This window comes from Citrobacter sp. wls716 (assembly GCF_005280975.1).
Lineage (GTDB): Bacteria > Pseudomonadota > Gammaproteobacteria > Enterobacterales > Enterobacteriaceae > Citrobacter > Citrobacter youngae.
This window is the reverse complement of record NZ_SZWX01000021.1, coordinates 166,270-187,050: the sequence shown is the minus strand read 5'-3', so window position 1 is coordinate 187,050 and position 20,781 is coordinate 166,270. Positions and strand designations below refer to the sequence as shown.

The following is a 20,781-nucleotide window of genomic DNA, read 5'->3' as shown; positions in this document are numbered from 1 at the left end:
ACTCTATACCTATCATCTACAAGAGATTTAACCCGGCAGAGCACTGCCCTCTAACGCTATGACAGAACAACAAAAATTAACCTTCAACATGCTGCAGCAACAGCTGGACTCACTGATGCTGCGCGACAGACAGCGTTTTGCCCGCCGCCTGCACGGCGTGAAGAAGGTTAAAAATCCTGATGCACAACAGGCCATTTACCAGGAGATGGCGAAAGAGATCGCGCAGGCAGCAGGTAAAGTCGTGCTGCGCGAAGCGGCGCGTCCGGAGATTACCTATCCGGAAAACCTGCCCGTCAGCCAGAAAAAGCAGGATATTCTGGACGCCATTCGCGACCATCAGGTGGTGATTGTGGCTGGTGAGACCGGTTCGGGGAAAACCACCCAGTTACCGAAAATCTGTATGGAGCTGGGGCGTGGGGTGAAAGGGCTGATTGGCCATACTCAACCGCGCCGTCTGGCGGCGCGCACCGTGGCGAACCGTATTGCGGAAGAGTTGCAAACCGAGCCGGGCGGCTGTATCGGTTATAAAGTGCGTTTCAGCGATCATGTCAGTGACAACACCATGGTTAAGCTGATGACTGACGGTATCCTGCTGGCGGAAATTCAGCAGGATCGGCTGCTGATGCAGTACGACACCATCATCATCGATGAAGCGCATGAACGCAGTCTGAATATCGATTTTCTGCTCGGCTATTTGAAAGAACTCCTGCCGCGTCGTCCGGATCTCAAAATTATTATCACTTCGGCGACCATCGACCCGGAGCGTTTTTCAAAGCATTTCAATAACGCGCCGATTATCGAAGTCTCCGGTCGAACTTACCCGGTGGAAGTGCGTTATCGCCCGATTGTTGAAGATGCAGATGACACCGAGCGTGACCAACTGCAGGCAATTTTTGATGCCGTAGATGAGTTAGGCCGTGAAAGTCAGGGCGACATTCTGATCTTCATGAGCGGCGAACGTGAAATTCGCGATACTGCGGATGCGCTGAATAAGCTGGATTTGCGCCATACCGAAGTGCTACCTCTCTATGCGCGTCTTTCTAACAGCGAGCAGAACCGCGTATTCCAGTCGCACAGCGGCCGCCGTATCGTGCTGGCTACCAACGTGGCGGAAACTTCGCTAACCGTGCCGGGGATCAAATATGTAATTGACCCGGGCACTGCGCGTATCAGCCGCTACAGTTACCGCACCAAAGTTCAGCGCTTGCCGATTGAACCGGTGTCACAGGCTTCTGCCAACCAGCGTAAAGGCCGCTGCGGTCGTGTTTCTGAAGGGATCTGTATTCGTCTGTATTCCGAAGACGATTTCCTGTCGCGCCCGGAGTTTACCGACCCGGAGATCCTGCGTACCAACCTGGCATCCGTTATTTTGCAGATGACTGCGTTGGGGCTGGGCGATATCGCGGCGTTCCCGTTTGTTGAAGCACCGGATAAACGCAATATTCAGGACGGGGTACGCCTGCTCGAAGAGCTGGGGGCGATAACCACCGACGAACAGGCAACCGCTTACAAGTTAACGCCGTTGGGCCGTCAGCTGTCGCAACTGCCGGTGGATCCGCGTCTGGCGCGCATGGTGCTGGAAGCGCAAAAACATGGCTGCGTACGTGAAGCGATGATCATTACCTCGGCGCTGTCCATTCAGGACCCGCGCGAGCGTCCAATGGACAAGCAACAGGCTTCTGACGAGAAACACCGCCGCTTCCACGACAAAGAGTCTGATTTCCTCGCGTTTGTGAACCTGTGGAACTATCTTGGCGAGCAGCAAAAAGCGCTGTCGTCAAACCAGTTCCGTCGCCAGTGCAAACTTGATTTTCTAAACTACCTGCGCGTGCGAGAGTGGCAGGATATCTACACGCAACTGCGCCAGGTAGTGAAAGAGTTGGGTATTCCGGTTAATAGCGAACCTGCTGAGTATCGGGAAATTCACGTTGCGCTGTTGACCGGGTTACTCTCGCATATCGGGATGAAAGATGCCGATAAACAGGAATTTACCGGCGCGCGTAACGCCCGCTTCTCGATCTTCCCCGGCTCTGGGTTGTTTAAAAAACCACCGAAATGGACGATGGTTGCTGAGCTGGTGGAAACCAGCCGCCTGTGGGGACGTATTGCCGCACGTATCGATCCCGAGTGGGTGGAGCCGGTTGCCCAGCATCTGATCAAACGTTCATACAGTGAACCGCACTGGGAACGCGCGCAGGGTGCTGTAATGGCGACAGAAAAGGTCACCGTTTACGGCTTACCGATTGTGGCCGCCCGTAAGGTGAACTACAGCCAGATCGATCCAGTCCTGTCGCGTGAACTGTTCATCCGCCATGCGTTGGTGGAAGGCGACTGGCAAACTCGCCATGCGTTTTTCCGTGACAACCTCAAGCTGCGTGCGGAAGTGGAAGAGTTGGAGCACAAATCACGCCGTCGCGACATTCTGGTCGATGATGAGACGCTGTTTGAGTTTTACGACCAGCGCATCAGCCATGATGTGGTTTCTGCCCGCCACTTTGACAGCTGGTGGAAGAAGGTTAGCCGCGAGACACCGGATCTGCTCAACTTTGAAAAGAGCATGCTCATCAAAGAGGGCGCGGAGAAAATCAGCAAGCTGGATTACCCGAACTTCTGGCATCAGGGCAATCTCAAACTGCGCCTGAGCTATCAGTTTGAACCCGGCGCTGATGCGGATGGTGTGACCGTGCATATTCCGCTGCCGCTGCTTAACCAGATCGAAGAGAGCGGTTTTGAATGGCAAATTCCGGGGCTGCGCCGTGAACTGGTGATCGCCCTGATTAAATCACTGCCAAAACCGGTACGGCGTAACTTTGTGCCGGCACCGAACTATGCGGAAGCGTTTTTAGGTCGTGTGACGCCGCTGGAACTGCCGCTGCTGGATTCGCTGGAGCGTGAACTGCGCCGCATGACCGGCGTCACCGTTGACCGTGACGACTGGCACTGGGATCAGGTGCCCGATCACCTAAAAATCACCTTCCGGGTCGTGGATGATAAGAACAGGAAGCTGCAGGAAGGGCGTTCGCTGCAGGATTTGAAAGATGCGCTGAAGGGTAAAGTTCAGGAAACGCTGTCTGCGGTGGCGGATGACGGTATTGAACAGAGCGGATTGCACATCTGGAGCTTCGGCCAGTTGCCGGAAAGTTACGAGCAAAAACGCGGCAACTATAAAGTCAAAGCGTGGCCTGCGCTGGTGGATGAGCGTGACAGCGTTGCTATCAAACTGTTTGATAATCCGCTGGAGCAACAGCAGGCGATGTGGTGCGGTTTACGCCGCCTGTTGTTGCTGAATATTCCATCACCTATCAAATATTTACACGAGAAACTGCCCAACAAAGCGAAGCTGGGGCTGTATTTTAACCCGTATGGCAAAGTGCTGGATTTGATTGACGACTGTATCTCCTGCGGTGTGGATAGACTTATCGACGCTAACGGCGGCCCGGTGTGGACGGAAGAGGGCTTTGCGGCGTTGCACGAAAAAGTGCGGGCCGAGCTGAATGACACAGTGGTCGATATTGCGAAGCAGGTCGAACAGATCCTGACGGCGGTATTTAATATCAACAAACGTCTGAAAGGGCGTGTGGATATGACCATGGCGCTGGGACTTTCGGATATCAAAGCGCAAATGAGCGGGCTGGTGTACCGTGGATTTGTCACCGGCAATGGATTCAAACGCCTGGGCGATACGTTGCGTTATTTGCAGGCCATTGAAAAACGGCTGGAGAAACTGGCGATTGATCCACATCGCGATCGGGCGCAGATGCTGAAAGTAGATAGTGTGCAGCAGGCCTGGCAGCAGTGGTTCAATAAACTGCCGCCCGCGCGGCGTGAAGATGATGATGTCAAAGAGATCCGCTGGATGATAGAAGAGCTGCGAGTCAGCTATTTTGCCCAGCAGCTTGGCACACCATATCCGATCTCCGATAAACGTATTCTGCAGGCGATGGAGCAGATTACGGGGTGACGCGATGCTGGACTGTAGGGCGGATAAGGCATAGCCGCCATCCGGCATCTGTACCCGGTAAAGAATAAACACCAGGAGTTATGAGTATGAGTCAGTTCCCGATACTTTCCGCAGCCACCCTTGCGGCGATAAATACCGTAGGGCGATGGTTGGCGCAGAATGATTTTATGGAGAACATCACCGTTCAGTCAGACTGCGTGATTCTGGCGGGCAACGCGGTTATTCCGACCATCGACGCCGCCTGTCGGATCGCGAAAGAACAACAGGTTCCCTTATTGATTAGCGGTGGCATCGGTCATTCTACGCGCTTTCTGTATGACGCGATTGCAGAGCATCCTCGCTATAACATCATCCGCACCAGCGGACGAGCAGAAGCTGCGATCCTGGCTGATATTGCGCACCAGTTCTGGCAAATTCCGGGTGAGACGATTTGGGTGGAAGACCAGTCAACAAACTGCGGTGAGAATGCACGCTTTAGCTGTGCCTTACTGAACCAGGCGACAGAAAATATTCACACGGTCATTGTGGTGCAGGACCCTACAATGCAACGCCGCACGATGGCGACGTTTCAGCGTGTAACCCGTGATTTTCTGCAGGCGCCGCGCTGGTTGAGTTTTCCCGGTTTTATCCCTGAGTTGACTCTACAGAACGGTGGTGTGGATTTCGCGCCAACTGCGGAGGGGCTGTGGTCTGTGGATCGCTATCTTTCACTGATTACCGGCGAATTGCCGAGACTGCGCGATGATGCAACCGGCTATGGCCCTCGTGGTCGTGATTTTATCGCCCATGTTGATATTCCGCAGAATGTTGAGGATGCATGGTTGCATCTGCAAAACGATACGGCGCTGACTGACCTGCTGGCGAGCCGATCGCTGTAATCTTTGCTGCCCGTTTGTCGGCATTTTGCCGCAAACGGGCATAAATCCTGCCTGTTTTTTCCCTCCGCCATGACATTACCAGATGCTTTTATGAAGCGGCTCACAGAACGACAATTCCAGCAGTAATGCGTCATGCATGATTGGTATTAATTAACAATAGTTTTACTTGTTAAAAACAAATCAATCACAGGAGAAGCGCATGTCAGTACCCGTACAACATCCTATGTATATCGATGGGCAGTTTGTGACCTGGCACGATGACGCCTGGATTGATGTCGTCAATCCGGCCACGGAAGAGATTATCTCGCGTATTCCCGATGGACGCGCTGAAGATGCGCGTAAAGCAATCGATGCCGCACAGCGTGCTCAGCCGCAATGGGAAGCCCTGCCTGCTATTGAACGGGCGAACTGGTTACGCAAAATTTCTGCGGGCATCCGTCAGCGAGCCGCTGAAATCAGTGCGTTGATTGTGGCGGAAGGTGGAAAAATACAGCAACTGGCCGAGGTCGAAGTCTCATTTACCGCCGACTATATCGATTACATGGCTGAGTGGGCGCGTCGCTATGAAGGCGAGATCCTGCAAAGCGATCGCCCGGGTGAGAATATCCTGCTGTTTAAGCGTGCACTGGGCGTGACGACGGGCATTCTGCCGTGGAACTTCCCGTTTTTCCTGATTGCCCGCAAACTGGCTCCCGCCTTGCTGACGGGGAATACCATTGTCATTAAGCCGAGTGAATTCACACCGAATAACGCCATCGCCTTTGCCAAAATTGTTGATGACATTGGTTTACCGCGCGGAGTCTTTAACCTGGTGCTTGGACGCGGTGAAACGGTCGGTCAGGAACTTGCCGGGAATCCCAAAGTGGCGATGGTGAGCATGACCGGCAGCGTTGTGGCGGGCGAGAAAATCATGGCTGCGGCAGCGAAAAATATCACTAAGGTATGTCTGGAGCTGGGCGGCAAAGCGCCGGCAATCGTCATGGACGATGCTGACCTTGAGCTGGCAGTGAAGGCTATTGTTGACTCGCGGGTGATCAATACCGGTCAGGTGTGCAACTGTGCCGAACGCGTGTATGTCCAGAAAGGTATCTATGACCAGTTTGTGAATCGTCTGGGAGAGGCAATGAAAGCCGTGCAGTTTGGCAATCCGGCCGAGCGTAATGACATCGCGATGGGGCCGCTCATTAATGCGGCTGCGCTGGCACGTGTGGAACAGAAAGTGGCGCGCGCAGTGCAGGAAGGGGCCAGAGTGGTTCTGGGCGGTAAAGCCGTTGCCGGCAAAGGTTATTACTACCCGCCGACGTTACTGTTAGACGTGCGCCAGGAGATGGCGATTATGCACGAGGAGACGTTTGGTCCGGTGCTGCCGGTGGTGGCGTTTGATACGCTGGAACAGGCGTTGACAATGGCCAATGACAGCGACTACGGTCTGACCTCATCGATCTATACGCAGAATCTGAATACGGCAATGAAGGCGATTAAGGGGCTGAAGTTTGGCGAAACCTATATTAATCGAGAAAACTTCGAGGCGATGCAGGGCTTCCACGCTGGCTGGCGTAAGTCCGGGATTGGCGGGGCTGATGGTAAACATGGTCTGAACGAATACCTGCAAACGCAGGTGGTTTATCTGCAGTCCTGATACTGATACGCCGGGTATAAGCCGGGTGTTCCTGTGAGCCACCCGGCACAATCATCACACTTTTGTGGCTATCCAGTTCATCATCATTTCCGGCCACACGGCCAGCGGTAACCCTTGAGTATCCCGAATACCGAAGCCGTGTTTGCCGCGTTCAAACAGATGCATTTCAACAGGAACCCCCTGTGCGCGAAGTGCATTAAAAAATGCCAGACTGTTTTCGACTTTCACCGCCGGATCGTCAATGGCATGCAGCAGGAATGTTGGCGGCGTCGTGTTCTCAACCCGTTCTTCAAGTGAATAGCGGTGCAGGTCCTTTTCTTCGGGGGTCGTGCCAACTAATTCAAGGCGAGAGCCTGGGTGAGCAATATTCTCACGCAGGCTAATCACCGGATAGACCAGCGCCATGAACGCGGGGCGGGCGGGTTGTTCGTCTACGCTATCGAGGGGCGTATAAACCGATTCAGCAAAACGTGTTCCCAGGCTGGCTGCCACATGACCGCCGGAGGAAAAGCCCAGTATACCGATACGATAAGGATCGATTCCCCATTCATGTGCGTTAGCCCGAATGTAGCGCATAGCGCGTTGGGCATCGGCCAACGGTGCGTTTGACGCTTCCTCGTGACCATCCCCCGGCAAGCGATAGGTCATGACAAACAGAGTATAACCGCGGGCATTAAAAAAGGGCGCCAGCGCACTACCTTCTTTGTCCAGCACTACGCGTCGATAAGAGCCGCCGGGGGTGACAAGTATTCCCACACCATTCGGTTTTGCGGGGGCGTAGACGGTGATTTCTGGGGCACGAATACCGGTTACCGCACGATCGTAATGAGAGGTTCCCGTATGTCTGGGTTCGGGGGTAAATACCGCATCGCTGTTTTTTGCTCCGGGGGCTTCACCCATTGGCCAGACTGAGACGGTGGCGGCGTGGGCAACGGCTTGCGCGATCATAGTTTCTAACGTTTCTCGACTCAGTGCTTCCATTACTGTGCTCCCTTTGTGGCAAAGGTTAGCTATAGCACACTTAATGGGTTGAAAACGGGGAGAGACTCACAACGTATTGAATTAGCGGGAAATGAAACGAGGCGGAGGCGATCCTCCGCCATAACACTAAAGCGTGATAAATTTATCCAACGTACGGATAAGTTGGGTGACAAAACCGTACTCGTTATCGTACCAGGCCACGGTTTTTACCAGTTGCAGATCGCCCACTTCGGTGATCTCGGTTTGTGTTGCATCAAATACTGAACCGAAATGTGAGCCAATGACATCTGACGAGACAATTTCTTCGTCGGTATAGCCGAATGATGCATTGTTCAGCGTTGCCTTTTTCAGCGCGTCGTTAACCTCTTCCGCAGTGACTTTTTTACCCAGAATCGACACCAGTTCCGTAACGGATCCGGTTTTTACCGGAACACGCTGGGCGTGACCTTTTAATTTCCCGCTCAGGGCCGGGATCACCAGACCAATCGCCTTCGCCGCACCGGTGGTATGAGGAATGATATTTTCTGCTGCCGCGCGTGAGGCGCGCAGATCTTTCCCGCGAGGGCCATCAACCAGTGATTGCGTTCCGGTGTAAGCATGGATAGTGGTCATGGTGCCAAGCTGAATACCGAAGCTGTCATGCAGCGCTTTTGCCATCGGCGCCAGGCAGTTGGTGGTGCACGACGCGACAGAGATAATCCGATCGCTGGCATCCATCGTGTCGTCGTTGACGTTAAAGACAATGGTTTTCATATCCCCAGCCGGGGCGGATATCAGCACTTTTTTGGCCCCGGCATCCAGGTGCGCGTTGGCTTTTTCTGTTGAGGTATAAAAACCGGTGCATTCGATGATGATCTCTGCGCCAGTCGTTTTCCACGGAATATTTTTGGCCTCTTTTTCGGCGTAAACGGCAATTTTTTTACCATCGACAATCAGTGCGTCCTCGGTAAAGTCGACGCTCCAGGGAAACGGGCCGTAGTTTGAATCGTGTTTTAACAGATAAGCGAGGATTTTCGGTGAGGTGAGGTCATTGATAGCGACGACCTCCACGCTGCTTTTGACCTCCAGTAGCCGACGCAATACCAGACGACCGATACGACCAAAACCGTTAATGCCAATTTTATTCATGGTTTTCTCCTGTCAGGATGAGACGGTACGACATATTTTCCCTACCAGGCATAGTCCAGTCAGGCATCCGCGGCAATAGCTGTTTTTGCGGTTAAACGTAACTGACTGAAAATGGGTGAACAAAACTTAATGAATTTTTAACAAAAGCCCGTTATGTTGACGCATTATTGTTTTGATTCGAGAAGTGTTATGGGGAAGAAGTATTCTGGCCTGCAAATTGGCATTCACTGGCTGGTCTTTTTGTTGGTCATTGTGGCCTACAGTGCCATGGAGTTTCGCGGATTTTTCCCGCGCAGCTATCGTCCCGGGTTCAACATGGTGCATGTTTCCTGTGGTATCACGATTTTAGCGTTGATGGTGGCGCGTCTGCTGGTCAGACTTAAGTATCCGGCACCACCGATTGAACCAAAACCGAAGCCGATGATGATTGGCATGGCGCATCTGGGGCATCTGGTTATCTATTTGCTGTTTATTGCGCTGCCGATTATTGGCCTGGTGATGATGTATAACCGGGGAAATCCGTGGGTTGCATTCGGCATTGTTATGCCACATGCGGCAGAAGCCAATTTTGAACTGGCCGATATGCTGAAATCATGGCACGAAACGCTGGCAAACCTGGGTTATTTTGTCATTGGCCTGCATGCCGCCGCGGCTCTGCTACATCACTATTTCTGGAAGGATAATACGTTGTTGCGCATGATGCCGCGAAAACGCTCCTGAGGTAATGCCCCGCAAATGTGGGGCATTTTTTTAGCCGATTATTTTTCCAGACATCATAAAAGCTTATCGACAAGATGGTTAAACAACGCTCAATTCGCCACACTTGTCACTTGATCGCTGTCCTTATTAAAACTACTGTATATAAATACAGTTAATGAGAGGCAGATTATTATGTTGTTTTTCCAGCCTGCGGAACGCCGCGAAGTTAAACACTTTCCGCTATTTAGCGATCTTGTGCCTTGCGGTTTTCCATCTCCGGCGCAGGACTACGTTGAGAAACGTATCGACCTCAATGACCTGCTGGTACGGCATCCCAGCGCAACCTATTTTGTTAAATCATCTGGCGACTCCATGAGGGGCGCGGGGATCGGCGAGGGCGATTTGCTGATTGTCGACAGCGCCAGAAAGCCTGCCCATGGAGATATCGTTATTGCCGCTATTGAGGGCGAATTCACCGTTAAACGTCTGCAATTACACCCAGTTATCATGCTGAAGCCAGAGAACAGCACCTACGCGCCGATCATGATTAGCAGCGAGGACACGCTGGATATATTTGGTGTGGTGACATTTATCGTTAAAGCCGTGGGCTGATTATGTTTGCCCTGGTGGATGTTAATTCATTTTATGCCAGCTGTGAGTCGGCATTCCGGCCCGATCTGAAGGGCAAACCCGTTGTCGTTCTTTCAAATAACGATGGCTGTGTCATTGCCTGTAGCACGGAGGCAAAAGCGCTTGGCGTTAATATGGGCGCACCGTATTTCAAACAGAAAGATCTGTTCAGGCGCTATGGCGTGTTCTGTTTTAGTTCGAACTACGAATTGTATGCGGATATGAGCAGCAGGGTGATGTCGATTCTGGAGGAGTTGTCGCCGCGCGTGGAGATGTACAGTATTGATGAAGCCTTTTGCGATTTAACGGGCGTGCGAAACTGCCGGGACCTTACGGATTTTGGTCGGGAAATCAGAGCAACCATTTTACAGAAAACACGCCTCAAGGTTGGGGTTGGTATCGCCCAGACCAAAACCCTGGCCAAGCTGGCTAACCATGCTGCCAAAAAGTGGCAGGAACAGACTGGCGGGGTGGTGGATCTCTCGAATATTGAGCGTCAGCGTAAGCTGATGACTGCGCTCCCGGTTGATGAAGTCTGGGGTGTTGGACGCCGTATCAGTAAAAAACTGGACGCTATGGGCATTAAAACGGTCTGCGACCTGGCAGATACCGATATTCGCTTTATCCGCAAACATTTCAACGTTGTGCTTGAGCGCACTGTGCGGGAATTGCGCGGTGAACCTTGCCTGGAGCTGGATGAGTTTGCGCCAGTTAAGCAGGAAATTATCTGCTCAAGATCGTTTGGTGAAAAACTCACGGATTACAACGCGATGAGAGAGGCAATTTGTACCTATGCTTCACGTGCTGCGGAAAAGCTGCGCAGAGAGCACCAGTTCTGCCGGTTTATCTCTACGTTTATCAAAACCAGCCCATTTTCCCTGAATGAACCGTATTACGGTAACAGCGCATCGATAAAACTGCTGACACCAACCCAGGATAGTCGGGAAATCATTGCAGCAGCAACGCGCAGCCTGGATGCCATCTGGCGAGCGGGGCTGCGTTATCAGAAAGCGGGCGTTATGCTGGGGGATTTTTTTAGCTCTGGCGTTGCTCAGCTGAATCTTTTTGATGACAACCGCCCACGGCGTAACAGCGATAAACTGATGGGCGTGCTGGATACGCTTAATGCTGAAAAGGGGAAAGGAACGCTCTATTTTGCCGGGCAAGGGATACAGCAACCGTGGGCGATGAAGCGAGACATGCTTTCGCCGCGTTATACCACGAGATACAGTGATTTGCTGCGCGTGGGGTAGGGGTTGTTCATTATTGAATGGAGGGCCTTTTTATTCGCTTGATAATCAGGTCTCGCAGCGCGGCAGCATATCACTTGGTAATTGAGAGAATAAGACCGCTGAATAACAGCGGTCTTATTGATTTTATTTAGACTCTAATTCTGGTGCTTTTTCTTCAGTAAGTTCAACCTCACGATACCAGCGAGGATGGTGTTTCTTCGCCCAGCGTCGACTTACTTTCCCTTCGATCATACCTTTAATTGAACCTTTTACCCAAAACGCCATGTACATATGGATCAGAATGGCGTGGATCAGCACAATGGCTGCTGTCGCGTGGATTAACAAACTCCAACGAACAATGTTAATTGAGAAATAATGGGCAAAGTAGGGCCTCCAGATAATAACGCCGGTAATCAGTAATACCAGAATCAGGCTCATGATGCTCCAGAACATCATTTTCTGTCCGGCGTTGTATTTCCCCACATCAGCGACTTTATGTTCATTCCCCTTCAGTACCTCAACGATGCCCTTAATCCAGGGAAGATCCTGTTTATCGGGAATATTGTGGTGTACAAAACGGACGAACATAAACATCAGCACGATGAAAATCATCACCCCGAAAAACGGATGTAGAATTCGCCCCATTTGCGGTGTACCGAAAGTTTCGGTGAGCCATTGCAACGTCGGGAAGAACAGCGCAATACCGGAAAGCGACACCAGGAAGAAGCTTATTACCACCGTCCAGTGACAAGCACGGTCGATGAATTTGGTGCGCAGAATCATTTTGCTTTTACTCATGACCGTTCTCCTCTTCATCATCATCCGTCTCTTTGTTTGGGCCGACTCCAACATAGTGGTAAATCAGCCCGGCAAAGGTGGCGATAAATCCGGCGGCGGAGAGTGGTTTTAAAATCCCCTTCCAGAGGTTCACTGGTGCGGCGATTTTGGGCTCATCCGGCAGATTGTGGTACAGCGATGGTTGATCCGCGTGATGAAGTACATACATCACGTGGGTGCCGCCGACCCCTTGCGGGTTGTAGATGCCCGCATTGGCATAGCCGCGTTTTTTCAACTGCGCCACGCGAGTTTCCGCTACATTGAGCATCTCTTTTTTGGTGCCAAACTGGATAGCGCCGGTCGGGCAAGTTTTCACGCAGGCTGGTTCCTGGCCTACACTCACCCGGTCAACGCACAACGTACATTTGTAGACCCGGTTATCTTCGGGATTAAGTCGCGGAATATTGAACGGGCAGCCAGCAATGCAGTAGCCACAGCCAATACAGTGCTCGGACTGAAAGTCGACAATCCCGTTGGCATACTGAATGATTGCTCCAGCGGATGGACAGGCTTTCAAACAGCCGGGATCGGCGCAGTGCATGCAGCCGTCTTTGCGGATCAGCCATTCCAGCTTGTCGTTCTGGGTGGTTTCGCTAAAGCGCATCACCGTCCAGGACTTAGCGCTGAGATCGGTCGGGTTGTCGTAGACGCCGTTGCAGTAGCCCACTTCATCGCGAATATCGTTCCACTCTGAGCAGGCGACCTGACAGCCTTTACAGCCAATACAGGTAGTGACATCAATTAATTTTGCCACTTCTGCACGGTAATCCCGCGCCTGGGGCGGCGGCGTGATGCTGTTCGTCGCCGAGCGTTTAATAATATCTTGTGATTGCATAGCCATGAGTTCCCTTCCTTACGCTCGCTCGATGTTGACCAGAAACGCTTTATACTCCGGTGTTTGCGAGTTCGCGTCACCCACCGATGGCGTTAACGTATTGGCGAGGAACCCTTTGCGTGTGGCGCCTTCAAAGCCCCAGTGACAAGGGATACCGATAGTATCGACCTGCTTACCATCGATCGTCAGCGTTTGCAGACGTTTGGTGACCACCGCCTTCGCTTTGATAAAGCCGCGTTTCGACATCACTTTCACCGTATCACCTGCCGCAATGCCTTTTTTGCTCGCCAGCGCCTCACCGATTTCGATGAATTGATCGGGTTGAGCGATGGCGTTGAGCAGCGCATGTTTGGTCCAGTGGCGGAACAGTTCGGTAATGGAGTAAGTGGTGGCGACGTACGGAAAGGCATCCGCTTTACCCATATTGGCGATATCGTCATGGTAGATACGCGCAACCGGGCTGGATACAACATCCGGGTGCAGTGGGTTGGTACCAATAGGCGACTCAATGGGTTCGTAATGTTCCGGGAATGGCCCGTCGTTCATTTTGTCGATGGAGAACAGGCGCGCTACGCCTTCCGGGTTCATGATAAACGGACCAACGTTGCTGCCCGGCGCGGCCTGGCCGTAGTCGGCTACGTCCATACCGGCCCATTTTTTGCCATCCCAATGCAGCAGGACACGTTTGGGATCCCACGGTTTTCCTGATGGGTCGGCCGAAGCGCGATTGTAGAGAATACGGCGGTTGGCAGGCCATGACCACGCCCAGCCTGGTGTGCAGCCCAGACCATACGGATCGCTGTTGTCGCGATTGGCCATCTGGTTGCCTTGTTCTGTCCAGCTTCCGCAGTAGACCCAGCAGAAACTGCTGGTCGAGCCATCATCGCGCAACTGTGCAAAACTGCTGAGCTGCTGGCCTTTTTTGGCTATAAGCTGGCCTTTGTCATCATAAAGGTCTTCAAGCGCCTGACCATTTGCTTCACGCGCAATCTCTTCTGGGTGTGGGTCGTATGGATCTTTATAATTCCAGGCAATATTCAACAAGGGTTGCGGATTCGCTCCACCTTCCTGCTGATACAGCTCGCGTAGGCGCATAAACAGGCGCCCAAGGATCTTCCCGTCATGTAAGGCTTCACCTGGTGGTTCTGCCGCAGCCCAGTGCCACTGTAACCAACGCCCGGAGTTAGCGATTGAACCATTTTCTTCAGCAAAGCAGGAAGAGGGCAGACGGAAAACTTCGGTCTGAATATCTGCCGGGTTTACATCGTTCATCTCGCCATGATTTTGCCAAAAATTGGACGACTCAGTGACCAGCGGATCGATAACCACCATATATTTCAGTTTTGAAAGCGCGCGAGTTGATTTGTTTTTATCTGGAAACGCCGCCAGCGGATTGAAGCCCTGAACGATGTAACCATTAATCTTCCCTTCGAGCATCAATTCAGCCTGGGTCATTACGTCATACAGGCGATCCCATTTAGGTAGCCAGTCGTAGCCCCAGTTATTTTCCACTGTTGCATTGTCGCCCCAGAAACTTTTCATCATGCTAACAAAGAACTTCGGCGTATTTTGCCAGTAATTGACCTCATTCACGCCTAGCGCAGGCGGCGTGATTTGCGAAATATAGGTCTGGTAGTCTGGCTGTTTTTCCGACGGCAGCGGCATATAGCCCGGCAGGTTCGTCGACAACAAGCCAAGATCGGTATAGCCCTGAATATTGGAGTGGCCACGTAAGGCGTTAACGCCACCGCCCGCCATGCCTATATTGCCCAGTAGCAACTGGAGCATAGCGGCGGCGCGGATAATCTGTGCCCCGGCGGAGTGGTGTGTCCACCCCAGCGCATACAGGATAGTGGCGGTGCGGTCCGGCACGCTGGTGCTGGCGAGAATTTCGCAGATACGATTGAAATCTGCCACTGAGGTCCCACACAACCGGTTAACCATTTCTGGCGTATAGCGGTCGACGTGGGCTTTCAGCAAATTCCACACGCAGCGTGGATGAGACAATGTCTCATCACGCAGGGCATTACCCTGTTCGTCAAGCTGATAGAACCAGCTCGATTTATCGTACTGGCGTTTTTTGTCGTCATAGCCACTGAACAAGCCGTCGTCGAACTGATAGTCATCACGTATTATAAGGCTGGCGTTAGTGTAGTGGCGCACATAGTCGTGCTGCACCTGGTTGTTTTCCAGCAGATAACGGATTACACCGAGCAGGAATGCGGTGTCGGAACCTGCGCGTATTGGCGCATACAGATCGGCGACCGCGGCGCTACGGTTAAAGCGCGGGTCGACTACCACTACGGTGGCGTCGTTTTTAGTTTGCGCTTCGACCACCCATTTAAAGCCTACCGGATGTGCCTCAGCGGCATTGCCGCCCATAATAAGCACTACGTTGGCATTTTTAATATCGACCCAGTTGTTGGTCATTGCACCGCGCCCAAAGGTCGGAGCCAGCGCTGACACGGTTGGCCCGTGACACAGGCGTGCCTGGCAGTCGATGGCCACCATCCCGAGGCTACGGGTGAATTTACCGTCCAGAATCCCGGTTTCATTGCTTGCCGCTGAGGAACATAGCATGCCCGTAGTGGACCACCGGTTGACGGTAACGCCCTGGGCATTTTTCTCAATAAAGTTGGCATCACGATCATCTTTCATGAGTCGGGCAATACGATTGATCGCATCATCCCAGCTAATGCGCTGCCATTTATCCGAACCCGGTGCACGATATTCGGGATACTGCAGACGGGTTTCACTATGAATGTAATCCAGCACGCCAGCGCCTTTAGGGCACAACGATCCACGGCTCACCGGATGATCCGGATCGCCTTCAATATGGTAGATACTTTCTTTGACGTTTTTGGCTGTATCGCCAAGGCTGTACATCAGCATGCCGCAGCCTACTGAGCAGTACGTACAGTTATTACGTGTCTCTTTTGCTTTTAAGAGTTTGTATTGACGGGTTTCCGCGTGAACGGAAAAAGATGATAAGAATCCGAGAGATGCAACAGTTGTTCCTGCCATACCGCCCGCGCAGATTCGAAAGAACTGCCTCCGGCTGAGCTCCATTTTTTTCTCCAGCTTAAACTTAAGACATGAAAAAGTATGGTTATTGTAAGGTTAAATTGTTTTATAAACCATTAACTTTTAGTGGTTATTGACGTGAGAGGGTATTAGTGCTGTAAGCTTGGGGGTATGGATTGGTAAAAATTGATCATGTCAGGTTGGTTGCCGGTACGCACGGCGAACTGAATCTTTTTGACGACAACCTCCCGCGGCATAACAGCGATAAACTGATGGAGATATCTGGATACGCTTAATGCTGAAAAGGGTAAAGGAATGCTCTACTTTGCCGGATAAGGGATACAGCAACCGTGGGCGATGAAGAGAGACATGCGTTCACCATGTTATACAACGATTTGTTGCGAGTAGTTTGATAGCCAAACCGAAAGACAAGGAGTTCATTCCACTCAACCGAACTTATCCATAGTCTATATTTTGACCTTTCCAGACGGTCAAACAAAAATTATAGATTCCTGAACATATAGGCATATAAATAACAAGGCTATAAAGGTCGTGATTTCTACAACACAGGACTTCTGGATATGATGGATAAACTATACCAATATGTTTCAACGAAAGAAAACGTGGGAATAAATCTTTGTCGCATTTCTATTGCCATTGTATTTATGTGGATAGGATTGTTGAAGTTCATTCCCTATGAAGCAGATAGCATTGTTCCTTTTGTAGCTAATAGCCCATTTATGTCTTTCTTTTATAATGATCCGAGTAATTATACTCAGTTTATGAACCATGAGGGCGAATTAATAGAGGCTAACCGCGCATGGCATCATACGAATAATACTTATGGGTACTCTACCGGACTTGGTATTGTTGAAGTCATTTTTTCATTATTAATTCTTGCTCATTATGTATCACCAAAAATCGGCTTTTGGGGGGCAACACTTGCCTTCTTAACTCCTTTTGTCACTTTGACATTCCTGATATTTACACCAGAAACATGGGTAAGTGGCCAGGATGCTCATACCGGATTTCCCTATCTTTCTGGTGCCGGGCGACTGGTTTTAAAAGACATGCTAATGATGGCTGCGGGTCTTATTGCGATGGTGCATTCGGCCAAATGTATTCTTGCACATAATCAGCATGAGAGAGATTATACCGGCAAAGTATCCGCTGGTCTTAGATAGCTTTCCAGACTATCGTTAAATTAAGGATATTGTGATGCTTCGATCTATAAAAAATATATTTATTACAGCTGCACTGTATCTGCTTATGACGGTAACCAGTCATGCTGCCAACACCGGGAATACCATGATCAAAACGTATAGTACTTATAATTACCAGCAGACCAGTGAGCATCTTATAGCTGCCATTGAGAGTAATAATCTTGTTTTGTTTGGAGAATTTGATCATGCGAAAGAGGCTAAAAATGCCGGACTAACTGCGGCAATTCAACCCTTAAAAAATCTGGAAAAATTAGTTCAGAAAGCCATTCAGTGACCTGGCGACCAGGTCTCATCTGACGAGGTCTGGTCGTCACCCCCTCATTAAATAGATGTTATTTTTTTACAATTACATAAAAATTCTGATAGTATACCCCCCTATAGTATCTGGAGGGCGTATGCCGCATTCACCTGAAGATAAGAAACGCATTCTCACCCGTGTACGCCGTATTCGCGGCCAGGTTGATGCGCTTGAGCGCGCGCTGGAGTCCGGCGAGCCGTGTCTGGCGATCCTGCAACAAATTGCCGCTGTGCGCGGCGCATCCAATGGCCTGATGGGCGAAATGGTTGAGATCCACCTGAAAGATGAACTGGTCAGCGGGGAGACTACCCCAGACCAGCGTGCTGTGCGCATGGCTGAAATCGGCCATCTTCTGCGCGCTTATCTAAAATAACACCATCACCTCGCAATAATGGGAAGAGACAAATGAAATCACGCGCAGCAGTTGCATTCGGCCCCGGTCAGCCGTTAAAAATTGTCGAGATCGACGTCGCACCGCCAAAGAAAGGTGAAGTGCTGGTTAAAATTACCCACACAGGCGTGTGCCATACTGACGCTTTTACGCTCTCTGGCGACGATCCGGAAGGAGTGTTTCCGGCGGTACTCGGCCATGAAGGCGGGGGTATCGTGGTTGAAGTGGGTGAGGGCGTCACCAGCCTGAAACCGGGCGATCATGTGATCCCGCTGTACACCGCAGAGTGCGGCGAGTGCAAGTTCTGTAAATCGGGTAAAACTAACTTGTGTCAGGCCGTGCGTGCGACACAGGGCAAAGGTCTGATGCCGGATGGCACAACGCGCTTCTCGTATAACGGCGAGCCGATTTATCACTATATGGGCACCAGTACCTTCAGTGAATACACCGTTTGCGCAGAGATCTCGCTGGCGAAGGTTAACCCGCAGGCTCCACTGGATAAAGTGTGTCTGCTGGGCTGTGGCGTAACCACCGGGATCGGAGCGGTCCATAACACCGCGAAAGTGAAAGAAGGCGATACCGTGGCCGTATTTGGTCTGGGCGGTATTGGCCTGGCGGTGATTCAGGGCGCGGTACAGGCGAAAGCCGGGCGTATTCTGGCCGTTGATACTAATCCGGAAAAATTCAAGCTGGCGGGTGAAATGGGCGCGACCGATTTCATCAACCCGAACGATTACGATAAGCCGGTGCAGGACGTGATTGTTGAGCTCACCGACGGTGGCGTGGACTTTAGCTTTGAGTGTATCGGCAACGTTAACGTGATGCGTGCGGCGCTGGAGTGTTGCCATAAAGGGTGGGGTGAAAGCATCATCATTGGCGTGGCGGGTGCTGGTCAGGAGATCAAAACACGTCCGTTCCAGTTAGTAACCGGGCGCGTGTGGCGCGGTTCCGCGTTTGGCGGTGTAAAAGGGCGCACCCAGTTGCCGGGTATGGTCGAAGAAGCAATGAGCGGAAAAATTCAGTTAGATCCGTTTATTACGCATCGCCTGCCGCTGGAGCAGATCAACGACGCGTTTGATTTAATGCATCAGGGTAAATCCATCCGTACCGTTATCCATTTTGGTGATAACTGATTCATTGGCCAGCGGATTTCACCGCTGGCACTTTCCTGAATTTCTTTGAATGATGTTGTGAAAGTGTGACGAATCCGGCGCTTTTCACGGTAAGTAAACTTCCCGGATTGCCGATGACTATCTAACGGGCGTGTTTTCACGCATAAACCCTACAAGAGAGTCGACGGTCATGGACAACACTACATCGATGCAAGCCCAGCATAAACTGGGCTTTCTGCATCAAATCCGGCTGGTTCCGCTGTTTTCCTCCATTCTCGGTGGCATCCTTCTGCTGTTCGCCTTAAGTTCCGGGCTGGCAGGTTATTTTCTTATGCAGGCCGATCGCGATCAGCGCGATGTAACCGATGAGATTCAGGTTCGGATGGGGTTATCTAACAGCTCTAACCACTTACGCACCGCGCGTATCAACATGATCCATGCTGGTGCGGCGAGCCGTATTGCTGAAATGGATGACATGAAGGCCAATATTGCCGAGGCAGAAAAACGTATTAAGCAATCGCAGGACGGTTTTAATACCTATATGGCGCGTGCGGTGAAAACCACTGACGGAGAGGCGTTAGACGCTGAACTGAGCGCCAATTTCAAAGCCTATATCGACGGCTTACAGCCTATGCTGAAGTACGCTAAAAACGGTATGTTCGAGGCGATCATCAACCATGAAAATGAACAGGCCAGACCGCTGGACTCTGCTTACAACAAGGTGTTGTTAAAGGCGATCGATATTCGTACCGCCAGGGCGAATCAGTTAAGCGAACAGGCGCACCAACGTACACAGCTTGGCATGGCCTTTATGCTGGGCGCATTCGTTCTTGCGCTGGCGCTGACCGTGATGACGTTCATTGTTTTGCGCCGTACCGTTATTCATCCTTTGTTACGTGCGGCCCAGCGTATTGAGCAAATTTCAGCGGGCGATCTGACGATGCCGGAGGAACCAACCGGGCGCAGCGAAATTGGTCGCCTGAGCCGTCATCTGCAAACAATGCAACGATCGCTTGGGAAAACGGTGGGCACGGTACGTCAGGGGGCGGAAGAAATCTACCGTGGTACCAGTGAGATTTCTGCGGGCAATACCGATCTTTCTTCACGAACTGAACAACAGGCCGCGGCGATTGAACAAACGGCGGCCAGCATGGAAGAACTGACGGCTACGGTGAAGCAAAACGCCGACAACGCACATCATGCGAGCACGCTGGCGGAAGATGCTTCCGGCAAGGCCAGCCGGGGCGGTCAGATGGTCTCTGGCGTGGTTAAAACCATGGGGAATATCTCAACAAGTTCGAAGAAAATCTCCGAAATTACCGCCGTTATAAACAGCATTGCCTTCCAGACCAATATCCTGGCGCTGAACGCAGCGGTCGAAGCGGCGCGGGCAGGCGAGCAGGGGAGAGGGTTTGCCGTCGTAGCCAGTGAGGTACGTACGTTAGCAAGCCGCAGCGCCCAGGCGGCAAAAGAGATAGAAGGGTTGATCAGCGAATCAGTCCGACTGATTGACCAGGGATCCGGAGAAGTGGTCGCGGCAGGCAATACGATGACGGATATTGTCGATGCGGTAAAACGTGTCACCGACATTATGCTGGAAATTGCGGCGGCCTCTGATGAACAAAGCCGGGGTATCGTCCAGGTAAGCCAGGCGATTTCAGAGATGGATAAGGTCACGCAGCAAAACGCCTCACTGGTTGAAGAAGCATCGGCCGCTGCGGCCTCTCTTGAAGAGCAGGCCGCACGCTTAACGGAAGCCGTCGGCACATTCCGTTTAACCGGGACAAGCGCAATTAAACGCGTTACACCTGCCGTTAATCCATCGGTTTCACTGCCAAAATCAAACACGGTAAATACGGATAACTGGGAAACATTCTGACAGGTCAGTCATCCGGTAATACGATTCTTTGTAT

The 20,781-nt window shown here is 51.6% G+C and carries 16 protein-coding genes and 1 pseudogene; 12 read left to right on the top strand and 5 right to left on the bottom strand.

All coding sequences use genetic code 11. From position 1 onward, the window contains the following. Positions 1-58 precede the first annotated feature (58 nt). The 3 genes from hrpA to aldA all read left to right on the top strand — a co-directional run bounded on the left by hrpA (position 59) and on the right by aldA (position 6,478). Positions 59-3,961 carry an ATP-dependent RNA helicase HrpA gene (gene hrpA / locus FDX24_RS03515; protein WP_115602003.1) on the top strand — a complete coding sequence of 1,301 codons (3,903 nt, stop codon included), beginning with the start codon at positions 59-61 and terminating at the stop codon, positions 3,959-3,961. An 80-nt stretch (positions 3,962-4,041) separates the two neighbouring features. Further along, positions 4,042-4,839: a YdcF family protein gene (locus tag FDX24_RS03510; RefSeq protein ID WP_170927359.1), complete on the top strand. Its 798-nt coding sequence runs from the start codon at positions 4,042-4,044 to the stop codon at positions 4,837-4,839. A 199-nt stretch (positions 4,840-5,038) separates the two neighbouring features. Then, complete coding sequence (aldA, locus tag FDX24_RS03505) at positions 5,039-6,478, top strand: aldehyde dehydrogenase (protein ID WP_061067966.1); 1,440 nt, start codon at positions 5,039-5,041, stop codon at positions 6,476-6,478. A 54-nt stretch (positions 6,479-6,532) separates the two neighbouring features. Here the strand turns inward: aldA and FDX24_RS03500 are convergent, their stop codons facing one another. Both FDX24_RS03500 and gap read right to left on the bottom strand, forming a co-directional pair. Next, positions 6,533-7,459, bottom strand: coding sequence for an alpha/beta hydrolase (locus FDX24_RS03500; protein ID WP_137363846.1), 927 nt, complete (start codon positions 7,457-7,459; stop codon positions 6,533-6,535). Between the two features lie 126 nt (positions 7,460-7,585). Then, positions 7,586-8,587, bottom strand: coding sequence for a type I glyceraldehyde-3-phosphate dehydrogenase (gap, locus tag FDX24_RS03495; RefSeq protein WP_086523686.1), 1,002 nt, complete (start codon positions 8,585-8,587; stop codon positions 7,586-7,588). 189 nt (positions 8,588-8,776) lie between these two features. Here gap and cybB point away from each other — a divergent pair, with 189 nt between their 5' ends. The 3 genes from cybB to FDX24_RS03480 all read left to right on the top strand — a co-directional run bounded on the left by cybB (position 8,777) and on the right by FDX24_RS03480 (position 11,169). After that, positions 8,777-9,307 carry a cytochrome b561 gene (gene cybB, locus FDX24_RS03490; RefSeq protein WP_048211572.1) on the top strand — a complete coding sequence of 177 codons (531 nt, stop codon included), beginning with the start codon at positions 8,777-8,779 and terminating at the stop codon, positions 9,305-9,307. A gap of 171 nt (positions 9,308-9,478) precedes the next feature. After that, a complete protein-coding gene (locus FDX24_RS03485; protein WP_101743031.1) occupies positions 9,479-9,898 on the top strand; it encodes a translesion error-prone DNA polymerase V autoproteolytic subunit in 420 nt (139 codons plus the stop codon). Between the two features lie 2 nt (positions 9,899-9,900). Then, positions 9,901-11,169, top strand: a complete 1,269-nt coding sequence (locus FDX24_RS03480) for a Y-family DNA polymerase (RefSeq protein ID WP_137363845.1) — start codon at positions 9,901-9,903, stop codon at positions 11,167-11,169. 123 nt (positions 11,170-11,292) lie between these two features. Here the strand turns inward: FDX24_RS03480 and fdnI are convergent, their stop codons facing one another. Genes fdnI through fdnG form a run of 3 tightly spaced genes read right to left on the bottom strand, consistent with a single transcriptional unit; the run spans position 11,293 to position 15,889 of the window. Further along, entirely contained in the window at positions 11,293-11,946 is a 654-nt protein-coding gene (fdnI, locus tag FDX24_RS03475; protein WP_003020312.1) for a formate dehydrogenase-N subunit gamma, read from the bottom strand. After that, entirely contained in the window at positions 11,939-12,826 is an 888-nt protein-coding gene (gene fdxH / locus FDX24_RS03470; protein ID WP_003020306.1) for a formate dehydrogenase subunit beta, read from the bottom strand. Before fdxH ends, fdnI begins: the two co-directional genes overlap by 8 nt. Before the next feature lie 12 nt (positions 12,827-12,838). After that, on the bottom strand, positions 12,839-15,889 hold the full coding sequence (gene fdnG / locus FDX24_RS03465; protein WP_124021179.1) for a formate dehydrogenase-N subunit alpha: 3,051 nt from the start codon (positions 15,887-15,889) through the stop codon (positions 12,839-12,841). A gap of 291 nt (positions 15,890-16,180) precedes the next feature. On the opposite strand from fdnG, the pseudogene FDX24_RS23795 reads away from it, so the two are divergent. The 6 genes and pseudogenes from FDX24_RS23795 to FDX24_RS03430 all read left to right on the top strand — a co-directional run. Continuing rightward, positions 16,181-16,252, top strand: a pseudogene (locus FDX24_RS23795) (DUF4113 domain-containing protein); the annotation flags it as partial. Between the two features lie 176 nt (positions 16,253-16,428). After that, complete coding sequence (gene rclC, locus FDX24_RS03450; protein ID WP_252362811.1) at positions 16,429-17,028, top strand: reactive chlorine resistance membrane protein RclC; 600 nt, start codon at positions 16,429-16,431, stop codon at positions 17,026-17,028. Between the two features lie 34 nt (positions 17,029-17,062). After that, on the top strand, positions 17,063-17,341 hold the full coding sequence (locus FDX24_RS03445; RefSeq protein WP_053065219.1) for a hypothetical protein: 279 nt from the start codon (positions 17,063-17,065) through the stop codon (positions 17,339-17,341). A gap of 121 nt (positions 17,342-17,462) precedes the next feature. Beyond that, complete coding sequence (locus tag FDX24_RS03440) at positions 17,463-17,738, top strand: metal/formaldehyde-sensitive transcriptional repressor (RefSeq protein ID WP_003833178.1); 276 nt, start codon at positions 17,463-17,465, stop codon at positions 17,736-17,738. 32 nt (positions 17,739-17,770) lie between these two features. Beyond that, positions 17,771-18,889, top strand: a complete 1,119-nt coding sequence (locus FDX24_RS03435) for an S-(hydroxymethyl)glutathione dehydrogenase/class III alcohol dehydrogenase (protein WP_048211575.1) — start codon at positions 17,771-17,773, stop codon at positions 18,887-18,889. Between the two features lie 169 nt (positions 18,890-19,058). Next, positions 19,059-20,747: a methyl-accepting chemotaxis protein gene (locus FDX24_RS03430; protein ID WP_061067959.1), complete on the top strand. Its 1,689-nt coding sequence runs from the start codon at positions 19,059-19,061 to the stop codon at positions 20,745-20,747. Positions 20,748-20,781: the final 34 nt, after the last annotated feature.